Genomic DNA, 24,200 nt, shown 5'->3' with positions numbered 1-24,200 from the left:
TTGCTCATCAAAGGTAGTTGACAAGGCTCAGCGCCTGGATCTTCGAGGTCAGTGTGTAAGATGTCTCCACCATGGACAGCAAAGAGTTAACGCGCGTCGAAGCTTCGTATGCATCGACTTCCGTTTTGCTCGCGAGACTGGTCTCGATAATGTCGACCTGGATCTGCAGCGAGGTGTCCGCCTTCTCGATGCGGTTCTGGGACAGGCCGAGTTCCGATCGGGTGGAGTTGATGCCGGTGATGGCTTTGCCGGTATAGCCGATCGCCGCATCGACGGCAGTGGACACGGCATCCGCCGGTGCGCCAATCTGCAGCAGTTCCTGCGTGATCACCGACGCCAGTGCGAAGTAGCGGAAGCCGTCTTCATTCGCCGAGGCAGAGGTGTTGACCGTTTCGGACTGCGTGATCCGGCTCGTCATCACGGCATCGGTGGCACCTGACCAATCGGTGTTCCAGTCGGTGCCGGAATACATGGGCTCAAGCGTCGAGGTGATGAAATCTTCCATGCTTGGCGCCGTGCCCTTGGCAACGATCGTCGCGGTGCTTGCAGTATCCGTCGGCGCGAAACCGAAATATCCGGTGAAAGCTGCATCGAATGCGGCTTTGGCATCCGAGGTGTCTGTATACTCCGCCAGCGGCTGGACGTCGGTGTTGATCCCGGCGAAGAGGAATTCGCCGTTTGCCGACTGGTTCGCCATGCTGACCATCGTCGACAGCGAATTTTTGACCGTCATCACGGTGGTATTGATCGTGTCGCTGTTGGACGCCCCCGAAATGGTGATCAGCGCGGTATTCATGTCCTCGGCCGCAGTCGCAATCTGATTGAGAGCCTCCTGCGAAGCCGACAACCGCTGGGTGGCGATCGAATTGTTGCTGATCATCGAGTTCAGCCGCAGACTTTCGCGGTTGAGATCAACGACGGTCGATGTCTTGCTGCCGAGTTCGGCCCCGACATCGGCATAAGAGCCCGTACTGACTTCCTGCTGCGCCTTGAGCAATTCATTCTGGGCCTGCCGAATGGTCAGACGCATTGAAGTCTGGGTAGAGAGATTGGATACGCTGGACGTCGACATTTGGGGTTACCCCGCCATTTCGAGAACAGCCTTCAGCATCTCGTCAACTGTGCTCACGAGCTTGGCTGCGGCCTTGTAAGACTGCTCTACATCGAGCAGCAGCGATAGTTCCTCGTCCAGGCTGACAGCCGTCTTCGAGGAGTATGTCTGGAAGGTTCGCTCATAGAGCGCCGTCTTGTTTTCATCTGCCGTGGTGGCATTGGAGCGCAGTTCTTCAAGCCAGCCGATCGAGTTGCTGGCGAAGGACAAGACACTGGCCGTGGTCTTCAGATCCGCATCGGCGGAGAAGGACCGTTCGGCGGAGAGCGCGTCGACATAAGCGTTGATGAGGTCAGTATAACCTGAGGCGTTGTCAGTGTTCTTGACATAGCCGGCGCCATTGATGCCACCGTCGCGTACCAGCATCGGGTCACCGCCAGCATCGGAGCGTACGGCATCATTGACCTTGATGAGGGCTGCAAGTCCTGGCTGGACGGTGCCCGTCGTCGGCACCGTGCCCGTCGGCCAGGTAAACAGGCCGGGCAGTTCGTTCGTCCCGCCAGCGTCGGTTTCGGCGAACGCTTCAATCAGACCGCGCGCCACTTCATCCAGCTGTGTCTGGAAGGTGGGAGCGACCTCGTCGCGCAGCTGGACCAGTGCTGCCAGCGATCCTTCACCATCCGTGTTTCCGCCGACGCCTGCACGAACGGGGGTTCCGTCGATGTAGATCGGATTGCCGGTGACCGTGGCATCGTAAGTGTAAGTCCGGTCGAACGTGACCTCACGCGGATCCGTTTCGAACAGGGTCGTCCCATCGGACGTGTAGAGCACCATGTCGCTGTTATCGCGCATGTTGACGCTGACGCCGACGATGCTGGAGATGTCCTTGAGAAGTGTATCACGACGATCGAGGTAGTTGCTGGCGTCATCGCCCGTCGCGGTCATGCGCACGACCGTGTCGTTGACCGTCTTGAACTCTTCCAGAAGCTTATTGAGCGAGTCTACCTGCTGGAAGATCTGCGCATCGGCATCCTGACGAACGTTCTGGACGGCCGCAGTTGCGTTGTTCAACGAATTGGCGACGTCGATGGCGTCGGTGACAACGGTCGATGCAAGGGCATATTCGCCAGGCGCCGCTGCGAAAGACTGCAGGCTGCTCTGGAGATTGGCGAGGTAGCTTGACGTCGACAGTTCGTAGTCATTGCCGCCGAGCGCATCCGAGAGCGATGTCAGCCCCTCAAGCAGAGTGGACTGGGCGCTCTCCTGCGATGTCGAGGACGAGAGTTGCCGCAGCAGCGCCATGTGCTGCGACCGCTCGTTTTGGGTTGTCGATGCACCATACACCGTCTGCACGACCACCGACTGCCGACGAACATAGTTCTCATTCCCATCATTGGCGATGTTGGTGGACAACACCGATGTCTGCTGAGACGTGTTCCGGAAGATCGAATTGGCCGTGTTGAGCGACGATGCAAGCGACATACGACTAACCTACTCTTTCGATTATCTCTTCAGGTTGACCAGGGTTTCCATCAATTCGGAACCCGTCTGGAAGACCTTGGAGTTTGCGGTGTAATTCCGCTGAGATTCGATCATGGCAGTCAGTTCCTCTGCGACATCCACGTTGGAGTCTTCAAGGGCGCCGGAAAGGATCGAACCGAAACCACTGGAACCGGCGTACCCCATGACGATGACACCGGAGTCGTTCGACTGGGTGTAAAGGTTCCCGGCAACCGGGTTCAGGTTGTCTGGGCTCTGTACGCTGGCCAGCGCAACGCGGAACTTCGGAACCAGATCGCCGTTTTCGTAAGCGATCGAAACAACGCCCGTTTCGTCGATTTCGTAGCCCTTGACCTTAGACGCAGCGTTGCCGTTGACCTCGCCTTCCTCGACCGAGAAGTCCGAAGCGAGTTGGGTGGTGTCGCCGATCGTGAGCGCGATGTCCGGCACTTCGGCGCCGTCTATGGTAAAGCCATCCAGAGTGACTTCACCGCTCGCCGGGGTAATGAGCTGGCCGTCGGCGTCGAATTCAAGCGTCGTCGTCGCAAGCACTGTTGTCGGCGTGCCAGGACCCGTGGCTGTGACCGACCACTCGTTGTCGGCGACTTTCGTGTAGGTGAACTCGATCAGGCGGCTCGAACCTTGGCTATCGAAGACCTTCAACGATGTGGTCTGTTCGAACCCGACATCCTCGCCATTCGGCAGGTTCACGTTCAGCGTGCCAGTCGTCGATGCGACAGCCGAGATACCCGAGCCAGAGAGATCGACATCCTGAAGACCATCAAAGCCGTTGACGACGATGGTCGGATCGGCCGTGGAATCGTATTCGTAACCCTGCAGCGTGTAGCCGGCAGCATTCTTCAGTGTCCCGTCGTCCTGCAGTACGAAGGAGCCTGCGCGGGTCAGATAGTTCACGCCATCGTCGCCGGTGACGATGAAGAAACCATCGCCATTAATCGCGAGATCGGTCTCTGACGTGGTGTAGCTGAAGGTACCCTGGGTCGAGATCGAGTAACGAACATCCGTTTCGACGCCGCCCGAGTTGTAAGCGCCATTGGTGCTCGGCAAAATCATTGATGAAAACTGCGTCGACGACTTTTTGTAGCCGACAGTGCTGGAATTGGCGATGTTGTCGGCGACAGTGCTCAAGCGATTTGCCTGTGCACTCATGCCGGAAACGCCCGTCCGCATGGTTCCGTAAAGGCTCATATTAAAATCCCCATTCTGTAGTCAATTGGAAGCGTATGAGGTGGGCCTTGCGTGAAGCTGTCTGGCTTTGCGGCTCTCGATGGAAATCGTTCAAGAGCCGCCGCAGTGGGACCCGGCTTGGGCGCCGGATCAGCTCCAATCGATGCAGTAGCCGAGGAAGCGCTTGGAATCGACCGGATCGAAACCGAGCTTCTTGCGAAGCTTCTTGCGAAGCTTCGAGATATGGCTTTCGACGACGTTCTCTTCGACCTCTTCGTCGAAGATGCCGTAGATCGCGTTGAAAATCTGGGTCTTGGAAACACGACGCCCACGGTTTGCGACTAGGTATTCCAGGATGCGGCGCTCGCGGCGCGGCAGCGGGAAGACGTCGCCGGCGATTTCGGGATCACGTCCGTCAGAGAAAACCTTGATCGGGCCGATCTCCGTAAAGTTCGTAATCGCCCGCAAGCGACGGCGGATGGCCGCAGCCCGTGCCAGGATTTCCCGGGGATGAACCGGCTTGCGCACAACGTCATCGACGCCGCAGTCGAAGAGCGCGAGGGTCGCCTCGAGCGAGGGTTGATCGCTGACCGCGATCACCGGCGCCTGGGTCCTGTCGCGGATTGCCCGCGGCAGTTCCAGCATCGCTTCGCCCTGCCCGATGAGGAACGCCTCGACTGCTGCAATGTCGGAATCGGCCGCCGTATTGACCCATTCCCCGAACTCTCTTGGGTCGAATCCCGTCGAAGGAATCCCCTCGCGCCCAAATAGAGATGTGTATCCGTCTTTCACGAGCTCGCGCTCATCAACCACGACGATCATTCAGCCGCCTCCGAATCAGTGTGGTGTTTCGATACGCAATGGGTACGAATCGTGCGATTCAGGGACAACTAGGTAAACTTAATGACAGATATTAATAATTGATTAAGGATTTGGTGCCGATTTGACCTATATCTAGTAGGCCAAGACAGATACCCACACTATTTTTTAGTGGAAAAGTTAACGCAAGCTTCGCGCAAGCTCTTGCAACAGCCAATTTCGACGCAGTCTTGCCACAATCTGCAAATCGCCACTGGTGCGCCTGTCAATCAATTTTTGGTTGCTATTCACCGCAAAATTGTCGCGCGGGAGGAGTCCAATTTCCATAGCCTGTGGCCACCAAATTGGCGATCACACGGCAGACGTAGCGCTTCTGGGCGGGGTCGTTATTTGGTCCGGCGTGATACCGGGCCACGGCCATTGTCCAGGTTTCATGGCGCTGATGCAGATTGCTCAGGAAGCTGGCTGCATACTCCACGTTCCGCTGCGGGTCAAACATAGCCTGGACGGAGGTGAAATGCTCTCCGTGGAAGTATTGGTTGATCTGCATGCAACCGACGTCGATGAGCTTGGCACCGCCGTCTCGCGCCTTTTGGAAGGCATCGAGCGCCTCGTCAAGGCCCTCGTAGTAATAGGCCTTTCCCTCCACGTTGAGCGCGTATGGCTGCAGGCTCCCTTTGCGCCCCGTTTCCGTCAGACCAACGGAATAGAGGATACCTTCAGGGATCCCGTATTTTGCCGCCGCAGCACTGATCTGCCGTTCACAGGTGCCGACGCTTGCCACCGCCTCAGATGTAAAGCTGATCAGGGCGAGCGCTGCGAGTGTCGCCAGACAGAAGTTCAGTCGGCTGCACCACGCGCTCATCGCTTGTCCTCGCATTGTTGCTGGCACTCTCGCCCCTGCCACGACCATCACTCGCCTGCCCGCCGGATTGGAACGTCTGCTGCCCTTGTTGCTGGCTCGCCAGATTATTCTGTCCGGCATCGGCGCTGCGATCTGTCGACGCCACCTGCATGTTGACCTGCACATGATCAACGGTAAGTCCCTGAGCACGCAACGACTTCAGAATGTCGCTGGAGTCGTTCGAGAGCTGGCGTAGTGCCGCAGGATTGTCTACGGTCAGTTGCACACTCAACTCCTCACCGGACAGCCGCAGTGTCGCGGTCACGCTGCCGAGTTCGATCGGGCTCATCTGGAGCTTCAGCGTATTGACGACCTTGCCCTGGCTGGACTGGGTCGCTGCGTTGGCGAGCTCCGATCCGGGCGTCATAGCGCTCACCCATTCGCTATCACCGAGCATAGCGGCGGTGATCGAAGCACCATTCGTGGTCGAGGCCGGTGCGATAAACCTGCGCGCATCAAGGACGGTGACTGTGTCGACTGTAGCGGTCTCGCCCGAGTCTTCCACGCCAGCCGTAGCATCGCTCTGCAAGATCATCGGCTCGCCCTTGCCGTCTGCCCTCACGACACGAAACGTGCGGTCAGAAGTCTCTGACTGTTCATCCGCTCCTTGAGATAGGTCCGACGCGGTACCGGTGGTCGCTGCCAGAGCGTCAGACAATGCCGCGTGGGTCTTGTGATCGGCCACGGGCTTCAGCGTCTCCTTGCTGTCTCCCGCCTCATCCTCAAGCTTCACTTCTCCAGGAGTCGTCCCCGCGAGCAGCCGCAAGACATCTGTTAGGTCAGCACCCTTGTTTTCGTCTGCCGCTGTTTCATCACCTGAAACCGCAGCCGTCGCCGGCTGTTCGTCAGTGACCATCTTCTTTTCCCGAAATCCGCCCAGAGCCTTTGCCAGCTCCGACTTCGTCGTGGTCTCGGCGGTGGCGGTCGTGTTGGTCGTCGTTTCGGCCCCGGGCTTCGCGCTGTTCGCCTTTGAACGCGCGGCGGCCAAAAGCTGAGCAAGATCGTCGGTCGACATATTCGCGAGCTCGACCGGGAGTTCATCCTGGCTCGGAATCTGTGTCGAGGAAATATCGATCACCGGGCGCTTTGCATGCGTCACCGGTGTGTTGCCCTGTTCCTCCGCCGATTCGGCTTCGCTACCATCCTCGCGCAGGCTCGCATCCTTCTCCCGATGATTGCCCGAGTCGGACAGGACCTTCGAAAAGCTGCCGTCCTGGGTCTGATCTGCGCTGGCAGCGGAGCCGCCTTGCTGCAACACCGGACCGGGTGTGGGTGCCGGGGGTGCCGATAGTGCATCCATCATGTCAGGGGCCCTCTTTCTTGAGAAGATCATCGATCGCATCCAATTTGGAGCGACCGGCATCGACAAAGGTTCGCAGTTCGGGGTCGATATCGGGGGGCTCTGCGCCAGCAGCGGCGGGTTGCACCGTCGCAGCCGGTGTATCCACCGTGCCCGCAACATCTGCCGCGGTCGGGGGCGGTGCAGCCAGGGGATCCTGGAGTTCCGGATCGGTTTCGGCCGCAGCGAGACCAGCATCAGGACCAGAACTGGCACCAGGGTCGGCAAGCGTGCCTTCAGGTGGCGGAACCGCAGCTTGCGGTTTGCGCAGCACTTCCTTGGCGACAGCTTCGGCCGCTTGACGCAGCGCACGATCTTTCGGCGACAATGCGGCCTCAGGGATCTGCATCAGCACTGCCATGGCGTCGTCTACATTCTCGGTCGGAACCCCGGCTAGGCTGCCATAAAGTTTGGCGAGTGCATCGTTTTCTGCGCCGGTACCCGACAGCGCCTTCGCCTGATCTGCCGCCATCACCGCCAGGTCGCGGCGGCCGGCGATTGCTGCCTGGCGCGCAATGCGAAGATAGACTTCGCGGCGGCGATCAGCATCCATATAGCCCAGAGTCGCCTCGATCTCTTCCGGCTTCAGGACGTCATAATGCTCGACGACGAAACGCACGAACAGATCAGCAAACTGACTGGCATAGGGAGAATAGAGAAAGCGGCGAGCATAACGATTGGCGTAGCCGGATGCCTTGTCGACGATTTTCGCATCGACGGCAACGGCGAGCGAGCGGCGCAGCGCCGCCTCCTCTACGATCGTTCCGGGCGCCGTCAGTCGAGCCCAGTCATAGAATTTGAGCGAACCGACCGGATCCTTGGCGATGGTCACATTGCCGGCAACCAGAGCCAGATACGGTGCAATATCCTCATTCTTGTATTCGGTGACCATTTCACCGAGTGTTTTTGCGATCAGCGTGCCCTTGCCGCTCAGATATTTGCGCAGGGCATCGGCTATTCGGTTGTCGAAGTTGCCGTCGACATCGCGGGCAACCAGGAATTCCAGCGTAGCGGGATTGCCGCCGCTCATCGCATAGATCAAGGCTGCATCGACGTTGCGCGGATCTTCGAACACGGAAGGATCAGCGGTCCTCAGCCGCTGGTCGATGGCGCCCAACATGAAACGCTGCATTTCGGCGGCAGAATGGTCGCCGCGCACGACGGTGTCCTGAACGAATTGCAGCGAGCGCAGCATTCGATAGGGCTCGATGGTGTCATCCACACTCTGCGCACGAGCCGACAGGCCGCCGCTAAGGACGGCCGCAGCACAAGCGAGCAGAGAGAGGGAGAACCGCCGGATTGCCATGAATTACCCCTGCTCCGCCTGGATCAGGATCTCGATGCGCCTGTTGGCATCGGCCAGCGGATCCGAGGGCACCTGGAGACGACGGTCGGCGAAGCCGGAAACCTGCTCGACGCGATCCTCCTTCAGTCCACCACGGACCAGCATGTAGTAGGCGCTGTGGGCACGGGCCATGGAAAGACGCCAATTGTCGTTTTCGGTTCCCTTGAACTGCCGACCGTCGGTATGACCCCGAATGACGATCTGGCCAGGTCTGTCCTGCAGCAGCTTGCCGATCCGCTCCATCGCAAGGACCATTTCCTTCTGCGGCACGGCAGACCCGACATTGAACATGGCAGCGTCGCTCTGGTCGCTGATCGTGACCAGCAGGCCGCCTTCGGCCGGCGTGACAATGAGCCCTTCTGCCAATTTGCCCGCCGTTCCGCCGATAGCCTTCTCGATGTCCTGCTTCAATTGTTCGGCAGCAACCATCTGCGCCTTCACTTCAGGCGAATCTTCGGATGACTTGCCAAGCTTGGCCTGATCCGTCTTGCCGTCTTCGGCCTTCTCGGTCTTGCCGTCATCCGGCTTGTCAGCCGCCTGCATTTCAGCCGGAGTGGGCTTCTGACCGGGCACGACCAGCGCGATCTGCTGTTCGGGTTCGGTTGAAGGCTGGGTCTGGTCCTGAGGCTTCTCCAGCGCCGTCTGCTGTTGTTGATCTGATGGTGTCTGAGCGTCGGTCGGCTTGCCGGCCGGTCCGTTTGCGGTCTGAACCTGCTGCGTCCAGAAATCCGGATCGAAGGGGTCGCGATAGGCTTCGCCACCCTGGGCACCGGTCGAAGGCCCGGAGTCGGCTGCACCGCCCTCCCCCTTCGCGCTGACATTTGCCTGCTGGCCAACTTCCTGGGCGATTTCGGCCAGAACCGAATAGGGATTCTCGAAGAAGTCGGCCTCCGAATAGTTGGAATTCTCGCCCGACGAAGCGGTCATATCTTCACCGGTTGCGGCAGCCGAGCCGACACGCGTCTCGTCATCCTCAATCTTCGAGCGTTCCTTCTTCTCTTCGCCTTCCGCCTGATCGACGGGCTTCTTCAGGCCCTTTTCCGTTGGCTTCTCGTCCGACAGCTGGATCGGATTGAAATAGCTGGCAACGGAAGCCTTGGTTTCCTCATTGGCAGCATTCACTAGCCACATCACAAGGAAGAAGGCCATCATAGCGGTCATGAAGTCGGCATAAGCGATCTTCCAGGCACCGCCATGGGCGCCGTCATGGTCACCCTTGTGACGCTTGACGATGATGATCTCGTTCTTGCCGTGGTGATGATTTTCGTCGCTCATGACAGCACTTTCTTCAGGCTGGCGCTGAAGGCGGAAATACGGGTTACAAGCGCGGTTTCACCGAACTCGGCCGTGAGATCCAGATCCACGCCCTCGACATGCCTGAGCATTTCGCCGTGATCAGGCATATGGGACTGAAGTTTCTCGAACAGGTCTCGCGGTCCACGTATCTGGATTGTTCCGCCCTCGCCGGCAAGAACGGCCGCTTCCAACTGATCTGCCAGTTCAGCGACCGCCTTCTCGACGATGTGCTCTTCGATCAGCGGCGCCAAGGCATGTGCCACCTGCTCGCTAACCGCCAGCGACAGGCGCTTCGCGACCTCCGGCAATTTCGTGGTCAGGGCTGAAGCAAATTCATCCCGGAGGCGCTGCTCTAGCTCTGCCATGGCTTCGGCATGGGCCGTCTCCAGCACCTGCCGCTCCGCTTCGAGACGCTCGACCGCTTCACGCTCGCCGGCAGCATGTCCCTCGGCAAAGGCTTCGCGGCGCTCGGCTTCGAGATCGATGGGTTCGGGTTCAGGCTCGGGAAGCGCTGGAAATTCCATGTCGAAATCATCCTCCCCGGCCATGCCGAAGGGGGACTCAATGGGCTGCGGGGGCGCGGGGGGCGCCGAGAAATCTTTTAAGTATCGTGCCAAAGGCATGCTCATAGGCGATCGCCTCCATCGGCGACTGGATGCGGGCCGTAAGCGCGGGCCGGCTGGGGTCTCAAATCAGTGTCGACGTGGCCAGAACGTGCTTTCATCTTCGAAAATCGACTTTCACTTCAGGGCCATAGTTTCGGCAGGTTCCTGCCATCAACAATGTTAGAAACTAGGCGGTCAATCTTGCGCGAAGATGAATGCTGCCCCGCCTAGTAGCCTCGACCTCGGCTTGACCCCGCCGAGGAGTCACCCGTGCGTTTACGCTTAGTTCTGGAAGAGGGTCAGGAGCTTTTCAGCGCTGGTGTTGGCAATCGATAGTGCCTGGATGCCGAGCTGCTGCTGCGTTTGCAGCGCCTTCAGACGAGTCGATTCCTCGTTCATGTCGGCGTCAACGAGACGACCGACGCCCTTGTCGATAACGTCCATCAGATTGGACACGAAATTGTCCTGCATCTGGATACGGCTGGTGATTGCCCCGAGGGTCGCGGCAGAATCGGTCAACTGACCCAGGAGGTCATCGATGACGCTGATCATGTCGTCGAGCGTTGCGGTGTCCGTGTTGGCATCGATAGCGATCTCGGTCCCTGTGACCGGAGTGGCAGAGCCTACGTCCAGCAGGTAATAGTCGCGGGCGGTCCCCGTCGGGGCGCTGCTCAGCGCATCAGCATCGATGGCCTTGGTGAGGAAACCGCGGCTGGCATCCTGCGTGTCGATCAGGACGGAGTCTTCGGTATCGAAGTCAAGGGTCGTCACTTGCACAGTGCCATCGGCACCGCGGATGAAGGAAGACACTACCTCCTTGGTCCCAAGGGCATTTGTGTTGGTATTATAAAGCCAGTTTTCACCGGAGAAGGAAGCGGACTGGGCGGAAGAAATCAGCTGGTCCTTCAGCTGCTTCATTTCCTCATTGATCTTGTTCTTGTCGACGCCCGGCTCACTGGCGGCCACCAACTTAGCCTTGATGCTCGACATGACTTCGATGACGTTGTCGAGTGCCGTGTAAGCGGTATCAACGGTCGCCGCGCCGAGGCCGAGTGCATCCGCGACGGTGGAGAGCGCAGCATTGTCGGAGCGCATGGTCGTCGCGATCGACCAGTAACCAGCATTGTCCGACGCGGTTTCGACGCGATAGCCGGAAGACACCCGTCTCTGGGTGGTTTCCAGATTGGTATCGATCGAGCGAAGCGTCTGGAGCGCGGCCATTGCGGCTGCGTTGGTCATAATGCTGGTCATGCTGGTGCCCTCAAGCGTACACAAGTGCGCATCCGGCGAAAGAGCCGGCAAAGACGGGTGGGCATCATGCAGACCGCGCCAAGGCACAGTCCCCGTCACCGTTAACAAATCGTTAACGGTGCCATCTAACAAGCGAGACCTTGGTTAAGCAAGGCTGATAAACAAGAAACCGAGAAGAATAAGAAAGGCCAAAAGTTTCGCGCAAGGCACAAACGAAAAATCCGCGCTCCTTTCGGAGCGCGGAGATCAATCTTGCGAGCTGTTGGATCAGCGAACCTCTTAACGGAAGAGCGAGAGGACGCTTTCCGACGAAGAGTTGGCGATCGACAGCGACGAGATTGCCAGCTGCTGCTGGGTCTGCAGGGCCTTGAGGCGCGTCGATTCTTCGTTCATGTCGGCATCAACCAAGCGGCCAACACCGGAATCGATCGAGTCGCTCAGCGAAGCAACGAACTCGGTCTGGGTTTCGATGCGCGAAGAGATCGAGCCGATTGCCGCTGCGGCACTGGTCATCGAGGTCAGCGCGTCGTCGACCATCTGGATCAGATCGTCGAGCTGCGAAGTTGTCGTGGTGTTGGTGATCGTGAAGGCCGAAACCGAAGTGCTCAGTGTGGCGGTAGACGTGTTGGTCGTGTCGATTGCCCAGACTGCGCCACCGGAATCTTCGGTGAAGATTTCCACCGTGGTGTCCGTCGACTGGTCGATTGCGGCAACCCAGGTGTCGTCGCCCACCTTGACGTAACCATCCGAAACCGTACCACCCGATGCAGCGATACCGTCCGTGTCGAACGTAGCGCCGTCTGCAACGACTTCAGCCGTCGTGTAACGGACGACGTCGTAGGCAGCAATAGTGCCGTTGACGTTGACGTCGACGGAAATGCCATTGCCATCGATCGAAGTCGTGCCGTCGAGGATGCCGGTGTTGCCCCCGGTGTCGAACAGGACGTTCGTAGTCGAGAGGGTGTAGTCGACCTTCTTGACGGATACGTTGCCAGAGTCGTCACGAACGAAGGAAGCAACGACGCTCTTGGCGAGGTCGGTACCCGCAGTGAGGTTAGCCTGGAGCCAGTTTTCGCCCGAGAAGGAGGCGGCTTCAGCAATCGACGTCAGCTGGTCCTGCAGCTGGGTGATTTCTTCCTGGATCTTGTCCTTGTCGACGCCGTCTTCAGTGGCGGCAACGAGCTTTGCCTTGATTTCCTTTACCACCTCGATGGCGGAGTCCATACCGGAATAAGCGGTGTCAACCTTGGCAGCGCCGAGGCCGAGCGCGTCGGACACGGCAGACAGTGCCATGTTATCGGAGCGCATGGTGGTGGCAATCGACCAGTAAGCGGCATTATCAGATGCTGCACCGACCTTAAGGCCAGAGGAAACGCGACCCTGCGTTTCTTCCATGCTCGAATCGATCGAGCGCAATGTGGAGAGCGCAGCCATAGCTGCGACGTTTGTCAGAATGCTAGTCATATTTAGTGCCCCTTGAATGGCTGATTAAGAAAGGGACATTCCGGAGTCACCGGGAACGAGTGTCAGCTTCATGCCCATCAATTCCCGTTAGGGTTAATGTCTCGTTCTATGGGGCCAATCTACCGACGCGTGGTTAACTAAGAATGAACTAACCCGATGTTTTTCAATAATAAAATGATGTTTTTTGTAACCTTTCATTAAGGTGTCTGACCAAAGCTTTAATTGGAGTGTTGGGAGCAGGGCGGGTGTTAACGAATGGCGCCGGGGCTCAACCATCATGTGCTGCCTAGGTGCGAGCACCTGACCTCTCAGCGGCGACGACACACAAAGAAGAGCGCTGACAAAACGAGAAATGCCGCACCCTTCGGGCGCGGCATTTCTTGGATAAGGCGCTTCCGAAGAAGCCCTATTATTGATGGTCCAGCGGACCTTACTTGAAGAGCGACAGAACGCTTTCCGATGCGGAATTCGCGATCGACAGCGACTGAATAGCCAGCTGCTGCTGGGTCTGCAGTGCCTTCAAGCGGGTCGACTCTTCGTTCATGTCGGCATCTACAAGACGGCCGATACCCGTATCGATGGAGTCGGTGAGACTTGCCACGAATTCTTGCTGCATTTCGATACGCGACGAGATCGAACCCAAAGCCGATGCCGCACTTGTCATCGCTTCCAAGGCATCATCAACCATCTGCAGGAGACCGTCCAATTGGGTAGAGCTCGTGGAGTTGTCGATCGAGAGGGTCGCGACAGAGGTGGTCAAGGCCGTAGCGCTTGCCAGGTTGGTCTCATCGATGGCCCATACGCCGCTCGTATCGACATCCGTTGCAAAGATCTCGTGATCCGTTGCGCCCGATTGGTCAATGGCGGCGACCCAGACGTCATCGTCGACTTTGACATAACCTGCCGAAACCGTGCCACCGACTGCGACCACACCTCCGGAGTCGAACGTTGCGCCATCCGCGATAACCTCAGCCGTCGTGTAGCTGAGAACATTGTATGGGGTCGTTGTACCGGCAATGTTGACGTTGACGGTGACACCATTTCCTTCAACTGTCTGGATCGTATCGAGAATGCCGGTGTCGCCTCCGGAGTCAAACAATACGCTTGTGCTGTCGAGCGTATAGTTCACCTTCTTGACCGAAACGTCGCCGTTTGCATCTCGAACAAATGATGCGACAACCGACTTTACTTCGCTGCCGCCTGCAGCAGTGATGTCGGCCTGGAGCCAGTTCTCTCCGGAGAATGAGGCAGCTTCCGAAATCGAGACGAGCTGGTCCTGCAACTGCGTGATTTCTTCCTGGATTTTATCCTTATCAACGCCGTCTTCGGTCGCAGCGGTGATCTTGGCCTTGATTTCCTTCACAACTTCAATGGCCGATTCCATGCCGGAATAAGCGGTGTCCACCTTTGCAGCGCCAAGACCGAGCGCATCTTCAACAGCTGCGAGCGACATGTTGTCGGAGCGCATCGTGGTTGCAATGGACCAATAGGCCGCATTGTCAGACGCTGTTTCGACACGGAGGCCGGACGAGACACGTGCCTGCGTATCTTCCATGCTGGAATCGATGCTGCGAAGGGTCTGAAGTGCGGACATCGCCGCGACATTGGTCAATATGCTGGTCATTGAAGTCTGCCCCTTGATTGGCTGATATAGACAGGGACATTCCGGATGGGCCGGTAACGACGGTCAGCATCATGCCTGCTAACCTGTTCTTAATGAGTGTTAACCCGTCGTTGCGATGGGTTCATCTAACTTAAACATGGTTAACAATTCTTAAATGCAATTATTAAAAAAACAGGCCGCAGGGTTAACTGCGACCTGCTCTTCCTAGACTGGCTCAGCCCGCCAGCCCAAGGATGCTGGCTGGTCCGATTAACGGAACAGCGACAGAACGTTCTGCGAGTCCGAGTTGGCGATCGACAGGGCCTGAATAGCCAGCTGCTGCTGGGTCTGCAGGGCCTTGAGGCGCGTCGACTCTTCGTTCATGTCGGCATCAACCAGGCGGCCAACACCGGCTTCGATCGAGTCGCTCAGGTCGCTGACGAAGCTTTCCTGAGTCTCGATGCGCGACGAGATCGAACCGAGCGAAGAAGCCGCGCTGGTCATGGAGGTCAGCGCGTCATCAACCATCTGGATCAGATCATCGAGCTGCGCAGAGGTCGTGGTGTTCGTGATCGTGAAGGCCGAAACCGAAGTGCTCAGCGTGGCGGTAGACGTGTTGGTCGTGTCGATTGCCCACAGTGCACCACCGGAATCTTCGGTGAAGATTTCGACCGTGGTGTCCGTCGTCTGGTCAATTGCGGCAACCCAGGTGTCGTCGTCCACCTTGACGTAACCATCCGAAACCGTACCACCCGATGCAGCGATACCGTCCGTGTCGAACGTAGCGCCGTCTGCAACGACTTCAGCCGTCGTGTAACGGACAACGTCGTAGGCAGAAACCGTACCGTTGACGTTGACGTCGACGGAAATGCCGTTGCCATCGATCGAAGTCGTGCCGTCGAGGATGCCGGTGTTGCCCCCGGTGTCGAACAGGACGTTCGAGGTCGAAAGGGTGTAGTCGACCTTCTTGACGGATACGTTGCCGGAGTCGTCACGAACGAAGGAAGCAACGACGCTCTTGGCGAGGTCGGTACCCGCAGTGAGGTTAGCCTGGAGCCAGTTTTCGCCCGAGAAGGAGGCGGCTTCAGCAATCGACGTCAGCTGGTCCTGCAGCTGGGTGATTTCTTCCTGGATCTTGTCCTTGTCGACGCCGTCTTCAGTGGCGGCAACGAGCTTGGTCTTGATCTGCTGGACAACGTCGATGGCGGATTCCATACCGGAATAAGCGGTGTCAACCTTGGCAGCGCCGAGGCCGAGGGCGTCGGAAACGGCACCAAGAGCGGCATTGTCAGACTTCATGGTCGTGGCAATCGACCAGTAAGCTGCGTTGTCAGACGCGGAACCGACCTTCAGGCCCGACGAGATGCGGGACTGGGTGTCTTCCATGCTGGCGGAGATCGAGCGGAGGGTAGAAAGCGCGCCCATGGCGCTGGTGTTTGTCAGAATGCTGGTCATAGGATTTGTCCCTTGAAAACAAGATACTGGAGGGGACATACCGGACTAAAAACTTACCGGTCACGCGCGGTTCGGCATCATGCCATTTGGTATTTTTTCTTTTTACCAGACCCGTCGTGCGAGTTCCAAACTCGCAGCCATTTGTTGCCAACACCTTAATTCGACCGTGCGCATTCGTGCTTCACGCGGCCTATGGTAAACAGCAAAATAATGATTGTTCCGACAGCGTCTGATGTTCAGACAAAAGACCGGACGAGGCTGCCGACGAGCAGGTTCCAACCGTCGATCAGGACGAAGAACAGGATCTTGAACGGCAGGGATATCGAGGTCGGAGGCAGCATCATCATACCCATGGCCATGGTGATCGTGGCAACCACCATATCGATGACGAGGAAGGGCAGGATGATCAGGAAGCCGATTTCGAAGCCGCGGCGGATTTCCGAAAGCATGAAGGCCGGGATAAGCACGCGGTAGTCGACCTTGCCGTCAACGATGGTCGCCTGGCCACGCTCGTTGGCGATATCGACGAAGAGTTTCAGGTCCTTGTCGCGCGTGTTTGCGGTCATGAAGGTGCGGAAGGGTTCGGCGATACGCGCCACGGCCTCCGCTTCCGTAATCTGATTGGCGAGCAAGGGTTGCGCACCATTGGTCCAGGCCTGATCCATGGTCGGCGCCATGACATAGAACGTCATGAAGAGGGCCATGCTGGTCAGGATCATGTTGGAGGGGGTCGTTGCGAGGCCCATGCCCGAACGGAGGATCGAGAAAGCGATCAGGAAGCGCGGGAAACTGGTGACCATGATCAGGATGCCCGGTGCAATCGACAGCACCGTGAGCAAGCCGAATGTCCTGATAATCCAAGCAGCCACCGATCCGTCGATCGGGGTGTTGAATATCTCAGTCGGGAACTGCTGGGCAACAGCCAGTTCCGGCGCCATCATCATGACGGCGACGAGGGTGAGAAGCCGAATCATTCGATCACAAGGGTTCTGAACATCACCTTCGATACGCGCCCTTCCGAGCGCAGGTCAACACGCTCCTGAAGGTCATCCTTGAGATATTGGAACCCCCGCGGACCCTCCACCTGCTGGAGAGATACGGTGCGCAGATAGGCGAGGATGTCTTGGTGAACATCTTCGGCCACCTTGACGTCCGGCGGGCCATTGAACATCAGCGCCACCTCGACGCGGATCCAGTTTTCCGAGGGATAGGCAAGGTTCGTCGTGATGGGCTCAAGAGCAACCACGCCATTGGCTTCCGTCGAGACGTGAGGGAGCCCCTCTTCCTTCTTGGCCTCGCCGTGACCGGCGGGCGCTTCTGCTGCGGCTGCCGCTTCCTGCGCCTGTTTGACCTTCGGTGACAACATTGTGCCGATCGCCCAGCCGCCTCCGCCACCAACGACGGTCAGTACGACGAGCGGGATGGCGAGTGCCATCAAGCCCGACTTCTTCTTGCCTTCGCCTTCCGGATTTTCTTCCATAACCAGTCCCTAGCGCTCCCGCCGCGATCAGAAGGGCGAATAGATATCGACGACCTGCTGGCCGATCGGCGGCTGCTGCATTTCGGTCAGGCGGCCACGGCCACCGTAAGAAATGCGGGCTTCGGCGATCTTCTCGTAGGAGATCGTGTTTTCGGCGTCGACATCCTGGGGACGCGCGATACCGGCGACATTGAGGATACGGATCTCATGATTGACCCGCACTTCCTGCGAACCGCTGATCAAGAGGTTGCCGTTTTCGAGAATACCTGTGACCACGGCTGCGATCATCAGGTTCAGTTTTTCCGACCGTTCGGTCTTGCCGTCGCCCTTGCTGCTCGTGCTCGAATCCGTCGAGAGGTCGCCAGTGGTGCCCGTATCCGTGTCAAAGCCGAGGAATTGTTTGACTTCAGCACCCCAAGTCAGCGACGTGCCGTTGGTCCGGCTACGATCCGTGGCATTCTTAAACGTCGCCTTGTCGTCGATCTCGATGTTGACAGTCAGAATGTCACCCACGTTGAGAGCGCGGGCATCCTTGAAAAGGGCCGACTGATTGTCGCTCCACAGCGAGTAGCCGCTCGCGCTTTGCGTCGGCTGCTTCGGATAGAGGGCCATCTGCGGGGTCTGGCTGTAACGGAGACCGGATCCGATCGGGCTCATTGCCGGAGCATTGCCGATTTCCTTGATGGTCTGACTCTGGCAGCCAGCCAGAAGGAGAATAGCCAGCAAGGCCGGGAAACGCTTGGTCATGATGGATCCTTCGAAGTATTGGCGTCACCGGCGCTCGACATGATCTGCGCGACTGCCGCCGCCTTGTCCGGTTTCATCTCGGTGAGTATCAGGCTCGACTGACGCGGCGGGAGCTTCATGATGATGGCGGCCGCCAGCACCACGTCGGTCTCCGCGAGTTGCGGAGCCGCGGCATCTGGCGCCATCTTCCGGTAAATCTCCACCAGTTGCGCATCCGCCTTCTTCATGAAGTCGTTGCGTCGGGTGAGCCAGTCTTCATATTCCGCACGACGGGTTTCGAGCACCGCGATGCGACTGTCGACATCCGCCTGCAACTTGTCGAGTTCCTGCTTCTGCAGGAGGTAGCGCTGGTCGCGGGCGGCGTCAGCAATGCTGGTGCAGAACTGCTGGATCTCCTCCTCGGAGGCCTTTTCCATCGACTGTGGCTGCTGCTGCCCGATCGCGACGCCGGCGAAAGCCGGCAGCGTTGCGATCAAGAGGACTGCCGCTCCGCTTCGCAAAACGGCCCGCGAGGGGTTGAAGCCTTTGAACCCGATCATTGCAGCACGAGCTCCGCTTGCAGCGCACCAGCTGACTTAATGCCCTGAAGGATTGCGATGATTCCGTCTGGCTTGACACCAATACTGTTCAACCCGCTGACGAGGGTGCGCAGGTCGGGCCCATCGACCACCGCAATCTTGTCGCCGGTTTTCTGGGCGATGATGTCCGTCTGGTCCTGCACGGCCGTCACGCCCTTGGAGAAGGGTTCGGGCTGGACGATCTGCGGAGTTTCGGAGACCGTGACGGTCAGCGTGCCGTAGGCGACAGCGACACGGGAAACACGCACATCCGCGCCAATCACAATCGTCCCGGTGCGCTCGTTTATGACCACCTTGGCCGGCGAGTCGGTCGCGACGACCAGATTTTCGATGTCCGCCATCAGGCGAGCGAGGTCCGCCGTTCGCGGTTTCTGGATCACCACTTCCTGGCTGTCGCGAGCCTCTGCAATCGGGGCGCCGTAATTGGCCGCGGCATAGGCATTGATTGTATCGGCGATCCGCAAGGCTGTGGTGAAGTCGGCGTTGCGCAACTGCAGGACAAGGTTCACAGAATCCTTGAACTTGGACGGAAGCTCGCGCTCGATGATGGCGCCACCCGGTACCCGACCGGAGGTGGTGATGCCTTCCTGGACGCTGGCAGCATTGCCCTGTGCGGTGAAACCGGAAACGATGACCGAGCCCTGGGCGACCGCATAGATCTGTCCATCGGCGCCGGTAAGCGACGTCATGACCAGCGTGCCGCCACGCAAGGAGCTCGAATCGCCAAGCGAACTTGCGGTTACGTCAATGCGGCTGCCGGGGCTGGCGAAAGGTGGCAGATTGGCCGTGACCATGACAGCTGCCACGTTCTTGGCATTGGACTGGCCACCTTGAGTGGAAATACCGAGGTTCTGCAGCATCGCCCGCATCGACTGGTCGGTGAAGGGAGAGGACCGCAGGCTGTCGCCGGTTCCCTGGAGACCCACAACGAGGCCGTAACCGATGAGCTGGTTGTCACGGCCCGACTGGAGGGAAGCGATATCCTTGATACGCGAATTCGTCGCCAGTGCCGGCTCGAAAGGTGCCAGCACGAGCGCCAGGACGCACAGCGCGATCCGCGTTGAAGCAAGCCATCTCATTTTGCCATCACCTGTACCGTACCGTCGGCCATGACCGTTCCTGAAACGATCGTACCTGAATCGAGATTGCGGACCTTGATCAGCTCGCCCACCGAAGCGTCAGCCAGGGGCGTCCCGCTCGCGCTAATCAGCATATTGCCAATCGAGAAGGTCAGACGAACACTGCCGCCGCGCTTAACCGCGAAGGCTTCCCGCAGGCTGCTGGTGGGGATCGTGCGCCCGGGCAGAAGCGTCCGCTTCGTCACCATCCCCACGACTTCATCCTTGGTGCGGGCATAACCGCCGGAGAGGTTCGGATTGGTGACCGCCACCACATTGAGCTGATCGGCAGACACGGTTTCGCCAGGATAGATCACGCGCGTCGGGACCACGGCCGTGCCCTGGGCGAATGCCATTCCCTGTCCAAAGCACAGCACGCCGGCGGCGAGCACCACCCGACGTGCCATGTTCCCGAGTAATTGGCGAAACTTCATGTTTGCCTCCAGTTGTGTTACTTGAGGTTCTTGCTGACGATCTGAGCCATTTCGTCGGCGGTGCTGATCACCTTGGAATTCATCTCGTAGGCGCGCTGTGCTGAGATCATGTCGGTGATCTCCTTCACGGAATCGACGTTCGACGCTTCCAAGTAGGACTGTTTCATGTAGCCGAAGCCCGGATCGTCAGGCACGCCGACAATGGCTTCGCCAGAAGCTGCGGTTTCGGCGAAGAGATTGTCCCCGAGCGGCTTCAGACCGGCTTCGTTGACGAAGTTTGCAACCGTCAACTGGCCGATATCGGTGTAATCGGAATCGCTGCCGAGGCGAGCGGAAACCTGGCCGCTACGACTGATGACGACTTCACTTGCATCCTGAGGGATGGTGATCTGCGGGGTGACGAGATAGCCGTCGATCGTCACAAGCTGACCCTGGGCATTCATGTTGAAGGCGCCGGAGCGGCTGTAGAAGGTCTGGCCATCGGGGCTTTCGATCTGAAACCAGCCGCGACCGATCATGGCGACATCAAGCTCATTGCCGGTCTGGGTCAGTTCGCCCTGAGTATGAATGTTGCGAACAGCAGCGGTCTGCACACCGAGACCGATATTCGCGCCTTCCGGCACGATTGCCTGGTTGGCCCGGTTGGGCACGCCCTGGGCCCGCTCCGTCTGGTAGAGCAGGTCGGAAAATTCGGCACGCGCGCGCTTGAAGCCCGTGGTGTTGATGTTGGCGATATTGTTCGCGATGACCTCAAGATTGGTCTGCTGGGCATCCATACCCGTGGCTGCGATGGCGAGCGCTCTCATATGTCGGTACCCCTACTAAATCTGCATTTTCGTGATTTCGAGATAGGCATTGACGATCTTGTCGCGGAAGGCGATCGCCGTCTGGAGCGACTGCTCGGCCTGCATGACCGCGTCGACGACTTCGCGGGGATTGGCCTTGCCGGTCAGACCGTCGAAGGAGGTCTTTTCGGCTTGTTTCAAGTTGTTTGATGCCTGGGTCGCCATGTCGGTGAGCGCCGACAGGAACGTCTCGCCAGTCGACATGCCGGGGGTGGGAGCATCGGCCGCCTGGCTCTTGGCGGAGAAGATGCTCGACAGCGAGTCGATGCCGCTGGTGCCGGATACCATTCCAGCCTTGGTGATTGATTCGATCATTGCGAGGCCTTCAGCAGAGCAATTGTCTGGGAAATCATGTCGCGGGTCTGCTTGATGGTTTGCAGGTTCGCTTCATAGGTTCGGTTCGTTTCGCGCATGTCGCCCATTTCGATCAGGACGTTCACGTTCGGCATCTTGACGATGCCCTTCTCGTTCGCGGCCGGATTGCCTGGGTCGTATTCCTCGATGAAATCGGATTCATCGACGCCGAGCTTCTTCACCTCGACGGTCTCGGCACCGGAGACCCGGTCGAGCTCACTGCCGAAGGTAATGGTTTTGCGGCGATAGGGGTCGGCACCAGGCGTATCCCCGGTGGTCCGCGCGTTGGCGATGTTTTCGGAGACTATGCGCATGCGGGTGGACTGGGCTTCCAGGCCACTGCCTGCAATCTTGAGGGCTGCGCCCAAAGGGTCGGTCATTAGCGTTTCACCGTCATCAACATCATGCGATGGAAGGAAGACATCAGGGACGTGTTCAACTCGTGCTGGCGCTTGATTTCGCCGGTTTTCGTCAGTTCTTCTGCAATGGCGACGGAGTTGCCGGATTCCTGAATGCCGATTTCGTCGTTCAGCGGAGCTTCCTCGACGGCGATGTTCTCGTCGCTCAGGTCGTTTGACGCCATGTGTCCCGGCTGCGTGACCGCCATCTTCTGAACCATGGAAGTTTGATCCATGACCGCCTCGAAGGGGGTAATGTCCTTGGCCAGATATTTGGGCGTATTGGCATTGGCGATGTTCGTCGCCACAACCTGTTGGCGCACCGAGAGCCATTCGGCCTGTCGCGAGGCCAGCTCGAACAACTGGATGGGATTCATGGGCGTTACTCCGTCTTGTACTGTTCGGAGCCTAGGCCGGTAATCTTGCGTGGGACTTGCTCATCCCATGCTGCATTAGTTGTTTTGGTAGATATCGCCGGTCGAGGTGATGATCACCCACTTGCCATCGCGCTGTTCAAGCGTCGCAACGCGGCTGTTATCCGGCAGAATGGAACCAACCCGCACGAGATACATGCCCGCCTTGTCCTCGATCAGGGCTCGGCCATTGGCAACATGAAGAAGGCGAAAGCCGCTTTTCCCCGGGAATGGCTGTGCCGTCACGGGTTCGAGTCCTTCCGGACGCTCCTTGCCGAGGTTCGGAACTGTCGCCGTCACGATTTCGTCGACCTGCGGCGCGGCCGGGCGATCTCCCCCCTCGTCGTCCTTGTCGACCAGAGCCAAAGGCGACACGCTAAAGACGTTTCGCCCTGGACCTTCCGGCAGGTCGCGCGTGCGGGTCCAATCAGCAACCCGTATTCCGAATTTCTCTTCATTGAAAAAGACGTACCAGGGGAAGAAGGCGGCCCCGCAGGCGAGCGCGATGCCGGTGACGGCCAAGAGGCGATCGATTGTCGGAACACGCCGCTTGGGCGCACCGTGCTTCAACGGCGCCACGGGCTCGTCTGCATCGAAGTCGGTCATGGTCAGCCCCTTTGCCTCATGCCTGCCTGACCGCCGGCCGCCGCTTTAAGAGCGTTGGCCAAATCGGCATAGGCGTCACTCGCCGGCTTGTCGCCGGGCGTCTGTTTCAAAATTTCGTAGATGACCGGCACCTGCTTGATCGCCATGTCCAGGTCGGGATCCGAACCGTTTCGATAGCCCCCGATGAGACGCAGGTCACGCGTCTCCTCGAAGCGGTGGATCAGCGCCTTGAGGCGCGAGACCAGCTTTTCCTGCTCGGAAGTCCAGGCCTTGCGCGCCAATCGAGAGATGGATGTGAGCGGGTTGATCGGCGGGTAGCGTCCCTCGTCGGCGAGCGCGCGATCGAGCACGATGTGGCCGTCGAGGATGCCGCGCGTGGAGTCGGCAATCGGGTCGTTGTGGTTGTCGCCGTCGACGAGGATCGAGATGATCGCGGTGATTGTGCCCGCGCCTTCGGCGCCCGGGCCAGCACGTTCGAGCAGACGCGGCAGTTCAGTGAAGACAGACGCCGGATAGCCACGCGCAATCGGCGGCTCGCCAGCTGCGGTAGCGACTTCTCGGATCGCATGGGCGAAACGGGTCACGCTGTCGACGATGAAAAGAACGTTCTCGCCCTTGTCGCGGAAATGCTCGGCGATTGTGATTGCCGTCAAGGGCGCCATCTTGCGCAGCATCGGGCTTTCATCACTGGTCGCAACCACGGCGATCGATTTTGCCATGTTGTCGCCCAGCGTATCTTCGATGAATTCGCGCACTTCACGACCACGTTCGCCGACTAGCGCGATTACCACCTTGTCGAAGGCATCGGCGCGCGCAAGCATCGAAAGAAGCGTGGATTTACCGACGCCGGAGCCAGCAAAGATGCCGAGGCGCTGGCCAAGGCAGAGCGGCGAGAAGATATCGATCGCGCGCACACCCGTCTTAAATCCGGTCTCGACACGACGGCGGGTCATGGACGGCGGCGCGGTGGTGGAGATCGGGCGACGCTCCGATCCGGGTGCCAGCGGCAGGCCGTTGTCGATCGGATCGCCCAGCGCGTTAATGGTGCGGCCGCACCAGCTATCATCTGGCGCTATGCGGAAGGCGCCCTTGCGGATCACCACATCATGGATACCGATCGGCTCACCGGGTTCGATGGGGCAGACGTAGCAGACATCGGGTTCGACGCGGATGACCTCGCCGAGATGCACGCCACTCGCGGAGCGATGGGCGACGAATTCGCCGAGGCGCACATGCCGCGACAGACCGGTGACGGTATAATGGCCAGCCGCAATCGTGCGGACATGGCCGCCCTGGGTCACAGCGTGTTCCGGCTTGGCGTAGCGCTCCGCGAGCGAGGCCAACTGGCCGAGCTTCGGAGAAAGGGGGAGATCGTCTGTCACCTGCAAAGCCGTCACCATCCCACTT

At 58.9% G+C, this 24,200-nt stretch carries 25 protein-coding genes; all 25 read right to left on the bottom strand.

The genetic code is table 11. The annotated features are described in order from the left end of the window. Positions 1–7: 7 nt before the first annotated feature. Positions 8–1,072, bottom strand: a complete 1,065-nt coding sequence (locus FJQ55_RS02985) for a flagellar hook-associated family protein (protein WP_140826224.1) — start codon at positions 1,070–1,072, stop codon at positions 8–10. Between the two features lie 6 nt (positions 1,073–1,078). Continuing rightward, a complete protein-coding gene (gene flgK / locus FJQ55_RS02980; protein ID WP_140826223.1) occupies positions 1,079–2,533 on the bottom strand; it encodes a flagellar hook-associated protein FlgK in 1,455 nt (484 codons plus the stop codon). 21 nt (positions 2,534–2,554) lie between these two features. Then, complete coding sequence (locus FJQ55_RS02975; RefSeq protein ID WP_140826222.1) at positions 2,555–3,760, bottom strand: flagellar hook protein FlgE; 1,206 nt, start codon at positions 3,758–3,760, stop codon at positions 2,555–2,557. Between the two features lie 129 nt (positions 3,761–3,889). Beyond that, positions 3,890–4,561, bottom strand: coding sequence for a transcriptional activator Rem (rem, locus tag FJQ55_RS02970; RefSeq protein WP_062276380.1), 672 nt, complete (start codon positions 4,559–4,561; stop codon positions 3,890–3,892). A gap of 280 nt (positions 4,562–4,841) precedes the next feature. Further along, on the bottom strand, positions 4,842–5,423 hold the full coding sequence (locus tag FJQ55_RS02965) for a transglycosylase SLT domain-containing protein (protein ID WP_140826221.1): 582 nt from the start codon (positions 5,421–5,423) through the stop codon (positions 4,842–4,844). Beyond that, positions 5,347–6,717, bottom strand: coding sequence for a flagellar hook-length control protein FliK (gene fliK / locus FJQ55_RS02960; RefSeq protein WP_161596937.1), 1,371 nt, complete (start codon positions 6,715–6,717; stop codon positions 5,347–5,349). The genes FJQ55_RS02965 and fliK overlap by 77 nt, the downstream gene beginning before the upstream one ends. 49 nt (positions 6,718–6,766) lie before the next feature. Then, positions 6,767–8,107 (bottom strand): chemotaxis protein MotC, encoded by a 1,341-nt coding sequence (gene motC / locus FJQ55_RS02955; protein WP_140826219.1) that lies wholly within the window; start codon positions 8,105–8,107, stop codon positions 6,767–6,769. A 3-nt stretch (positions 8,108–8,110) separates the two neighbouring features. Further along, the gene (locus FJQ55_RS02950) at positions 8,111–9,421 is read right to left on the bottom strand and encodes a MotB family protein (protein WP_140826218.1); all 1,311 of its coding nucleotides are present in this window, start codon (positions 9,419–9,421) and stop codon (positions 8,111–8,113) included. Further along, on the bottom strand, positions 9,418–10,071 hold the full coding sequence (locus FJQ55_RS02945) for a GTPase (RefSeq protein WP_140826217.1): 654 nt from the start codon (positions 10,069–10,071) through the stop codon (positions 9,418–9,420). The genes FJQ55_RS02950 and FJQ55_RS02945 overlap by 4 nt, the downstream gene beginning before the upstream one ends. Positions 10,072–10,329: 258 nt before the next feature. Then, positions 10,330–11,298, bottom strand: a complete 969-nt coding sequence (locus FJQ55_RS02940) for a flagellin N-terminal helical domain-containing protein (protein ID WP_140826216.1) — start codon at positions 11,296–11,298, stop codon at positions 10,330–10,332. 279 nt (positions 11,299–11,577) lie between these two features. Continuing rightward, entirely contained in the window at positions 11,578–12,762 is a 1,185-nt protein-coding gene (locus tag FJQ55_RS02935) for a flagellin N-terminal helical domain-containing protein (RefSeq protein WP_140826215.1), read from the bottom strand. A 430-nt stretch (positions 12,763–13,192) separates the two neighbouring features. Further along, positions 13,193–14,386, bottom strand: coding sequence for a flagellin N-terminal helical domain-containing protein (locus tag FJQ55_RS02930; RefSeq protein ID WP_140826214.1), 1,194 nt, complete (start codon positions 14,384–14,386; stop codon positions 13,193–13,195). Between the two features lie 249 nt (positions 14,387–14,635). After that, positions 14,636–15,820: a flagellin gene (locus FJQ55_RS02925; protein ID WP_140826213.1), complete on the bottom strand. Its 1,185-nt coding sequence runs from the start codon at positions 15,818–15,820 to the stop codon at positions 14,636–14,638. A 236-nt stretch (positions 15,821–16,056) separates the two neighbouring features. Beyond that, positions 16,057–16,794, bottom strand: coding sequence for a flagellar type III secretion system pore protein FliP (gene fliP, locus FJQ55_RS02920; protein ID WP_140826212.1), 738 nt, complete (start codon positions 16,792–16,794; stop codon positions 16,057–16,059). After that, complete coding sequence (locus FJQ55_RS02915; RefSeq protein ID WP_140826211.1) at positions 16,791–17,300, bottom strand: flagellar basal body-associated FliL family protein; 510 nt, start codon at positions 17,298–17,300, stop codon at positions 16,791–16,793. Before FJQ55_RS02915 ends, fliP begins: the two co-directional genes overlap by 4 nt. Before the next feature lie 27 nt (positions 17,301–17,327). Continuing rightward, positions 17,328–18,047, bottom strand: coding sequence for a flagellar basal body L-ring protein FlgH (gene flgH / locus FJQ55_RS02910; protein WP_140826210.1), 720 nt, complete (start codon positions 18,045–18,047; stop codon positions 17,328–17,330). Beyond that, entirely contained in the window at positions 18,044–18,586 is a 543-nt protein-coding gene (locus FJQ55_RS02905) for a MotE family protein (protein WP_140826209.1), read from the bottom strand. The genes flgH and FJQ55_RS02905 overlap by 4 nt, the downstream gene beginning before the upstream one ends. After that, positions 18,583–19,704 carry a flagellar basal body P-ring protein FlgI gene (locus tag FJQ55_RS02900; RefSeq protein WP_140826208.1) on the bottom strand — a complete coding sequence of 374 codons (1,122 nt, stop codon included), beginning with the start codon at positions 19,702–19,704 and terminating at the stop codon, positions 18,583–18,585. The genes FJQ55_RS02905 and FJQ55_RS02900 overlap by 4 nt, the downstream gene beginning before the upstream one ends. Then, positions 19,701–20,177, bottom strand: a complete 477-nt coding sequence (gene flgA, locus FJQ55_RS02895; protein WP_140826207.1) for a flagellar basal body P-ring formation chaperone FlgA — start codon at positions 20,175–20,177, stop codon at positions 19,701–19,703. The genes FJQ55_RS02900 and flgA overlap by 4 nt, the downstream gene beginning before the upstream one ends. A 17-nt stretch (positions 20,178–20,194) precedes the next feature. Beyond that, entirely contained in the window at positions 20,195–20,983 is a 789-nt protein-coding gene (flgG, locus tag FJQ55_RS02890) for a flagellar basal-body rod protein FlgG (RefSeq protein ID WP_140826206.1), read from the bottom strand. A 15-nt stretch (positions 20,984–20,998) separates the two neighbouring features. Continuing rightward, on the bottom strand, positions 20,999–21,337 hold the full coding sequence (gene fliE, locus FJQ55_RS02885; RefSeq protein WP_140826205.1) for a flagellar hook-basal body complex protein FliE: 339 nt from the start codon (positions 21,335–21,337) through the stop codon (positions 20,999–21,001). Further along, complete coding sequence (flgC, locus tag FJQ55_RS02880; RefSeq protein WP_062276411.1) at positions 21,334–21,756, bottom strand: flagellar basal body rod protein FlgC; 423 nt, start codon at positions 21,754–21,756, stop codon at positions 21,334–21,336. The genes fliE and flgC overlap by 4 nt, the downstream gene beginning before the upstream one ends. Next, a complete protein-coding gene (gene flgB, locus FJQ55_RS02875) occupies positions 21,756–22,151 on the bottom strand; it encodes a flagellar basal body rod protein FlgB (RefSeq protein ID WP_140826204.1) in 396 nt (131 codons plus the stop codon). The genes flgC and flgB overlap by 1 nt, the downstream gene beginning before the upstream one ends. A 75-nt stretch (positions 22,152–22,226) precedes the next feature. Beyond that, complete coding sequence (locus FJQ55_RS02870; RefSeq protein WP_140826203.1) at positions 22,227–22,793, bottom strand: flagellar protein; 567 nt, start codon at positions 22,791–22,793, stop codon at positions 22,227–22,229. Between the two features lie 2 nt (positions 22,794–22,795). After that, on the bottom strand, positions 22,796–24,193 hold the full coding sequence (fliI, locus tag FJQ55_RS02865; RefSeq protein ID WP_140826202.1) for a flagellar protein export ATPase FliI: 1,398 nt from the start codon (positions 24,191–24,193) through the stop codon (positions 22,796–22,798). Positions 24,194–24,200: the final 7 nt, after the last annotated feature.

The organism is Rhizobium glycinendophyticum, assembly GCF_006443685.1.
Lineage (GTDB): Bacteria > Pseudomonadota > Alphaproteobacteria > Rhizobiales > Rhizobiaceae > Allorhizobium > Allorhizobium glycinendophyticum.
This window is presented reverse-complemented; position numbering and strand designations above follow the sequence as displayed.

Bases quoted from the DNA above. Each gene is read 5' to 3' on its own strand.
- flgG (WP_140826206.1), bottom strand. From the start codon at position 20,983: ATGAGAGCGCTCGCCATCGCAGCCACGGGTATGGATGCCCAGCAGACC.
- FJQ55_RS02950 (WP_140826218.1), bottom strand. From the start codon at position 9,421: ATGAGCGACGAAAATCATCACCACGGCAAGAACGAGATCATCATCGTC.
- motC (WP_140826219.1), bottom strand. From the start codon at position 8,107: ATGGCAATCCGGCGGTTCTCCCTCTCTCTGCTCGCTTGTGCTGCGGCC.
- fliI (WP_140826202.1), bottom strand. From the start codon at position 24,193: ATGGTGACGGCTTTGCAGGTGACAGACGATCTCCCCCTTTCTCCGAAG.
- FJQ55_RS02930 (WP_140826214.1), bottom strand. From the start codon at position 14,386: ATGACCAGCATATTGACCAATGTCGCGGCGATGTCCGCACTTCAGACC.
- FJQ55_RS02935 (WP_140826215.1), bottom strand. From the start codon at position 12,762: ATGACTAGCATTCTGACAAACGTCGCAGCTATGGCTGCGCTCTCCACA.
- FJQ55_RS02905 (WP_140826209.1), bottom strand. From the start codon at position 18,586: ATGATCGGGTTCAAAGGCTTCAACCCCTCGCGGGCCGTTTTGCGAAGC.
- flgC (WP_062276411.1), bottom strand. From the start codon at position 21,756: ATGACCGACCCTTTGGGCGCAGCCCTCAAGATTGCAGGCAGTGGCCTG.
- FJQ55_RS02915 (WP_140826211.1), bottom strand. From the start codon at position 17,300: ATGGAAGAAAATCCGGAAGGCGAAGGCAAGAAGAAGTCGGGCTTGATG.
- FJQ55_RS02945 (WP_140826217.1), bottom strand. From the start codon at position 10,071: ATGAGCATGCCTTTGGCACGATACTTAAAAGATTTCTCGGCGCCCCCC.
- fliP (WP_140826212.1), bottom strand. From the start codon at position 16,794: ATGATTCGGCTTCTCACCCTCGTCGCCGTCATGATGATGGCGCCGGAA.
- FJQ55_RS02870 (WP_140826203.1), bottom strand. From the start codon at position 22,793: ATGACCGACTTCGATGCAGACGAGCCCGTGGCGCCGTTGAAGCACGGT.
- flgA (WP_140826207.1), bottom strand. From the start codon at position 20,177: ATGAAGTTTCGCCAATTACTCGGGAACATGGCACGTCGGGTGGTGCTC.
- FJQ55_RS02975 (WP_140826222.1), bottom strand. From the start codon at position 3,760: ATGAGCCTTTACGGAACCATGCGGACGGGCGTTTCCGGCATGAGTGCA.
- flgH (WP_140826210.1), bottom strand. From the start codon at position 18,047: ATGACCAAGCGTTTCCCGGCCTTGCTGGCTATTCTCCTTCTGGCTGGC.
- flgK (WP_140826223.1), bottom strand. From the start codon at position 2,533: ATGTCGCTTGCATCGTCGCTCAACACGGCCAATTCGATCTTCCGGAAC.
- FJQ55_RS02985 (WP_140826224.1), bottom strand. From the start codon at position 1,072: ATGTCGACGTCCAGCGTATCCAATCTCTCTACCCAGACTTCAATGCGT.
- flgB (WP_140826204.1), bottom strand. From the start codon at position 22,151: ATGAATCCCATCCAGTTGTTCGAGCTGGCCTCGCGACAGGCCGAATGG.
- FJQ55_RS02940 (WP_140826216.1), bottom strand. From the start codon at position 11,298: ATGACCAGCATTATGACCAACGCAGCCGCAATGGCCGCGCTCCAGACG.
- fliE (WP_140826205.1), bottom strand. From the start codon at position 21,337: ATGATCGAATCAATCACCAAGGCTGGAATGGTATCCGGCACCAGCGGC.
- FJQ55_RS02900 (WP_140826208.1), bottom strand. From the start codon at position 19,704: ATGAGATGGCTTGCTTCAACGCGGATCGCGCTGTGCGTCCTGGCGCTC.
- FJQ55_RS02965 (WP_140826221.1), bottom strand. From the start codon at position 5,423: ATGAGCGCGTGGTGCAGCCGACTGAACTTCTGTCTGGCGACACTCGCA.
- FJQ55_RS02925 (WP_140826213.1), bottom strand. From the start codon at position 15,820: ATGACCAGCATTCTGACAAACACCAGCGCCATGGGCGCGCTTTCTACC.
- rem (WP_062276380.1), bottom strand. From the start codon at position 4,561: ATGATCGTCGTGGTTGATGAGCGCGAGCTCGTGAAAGACGGATACACA.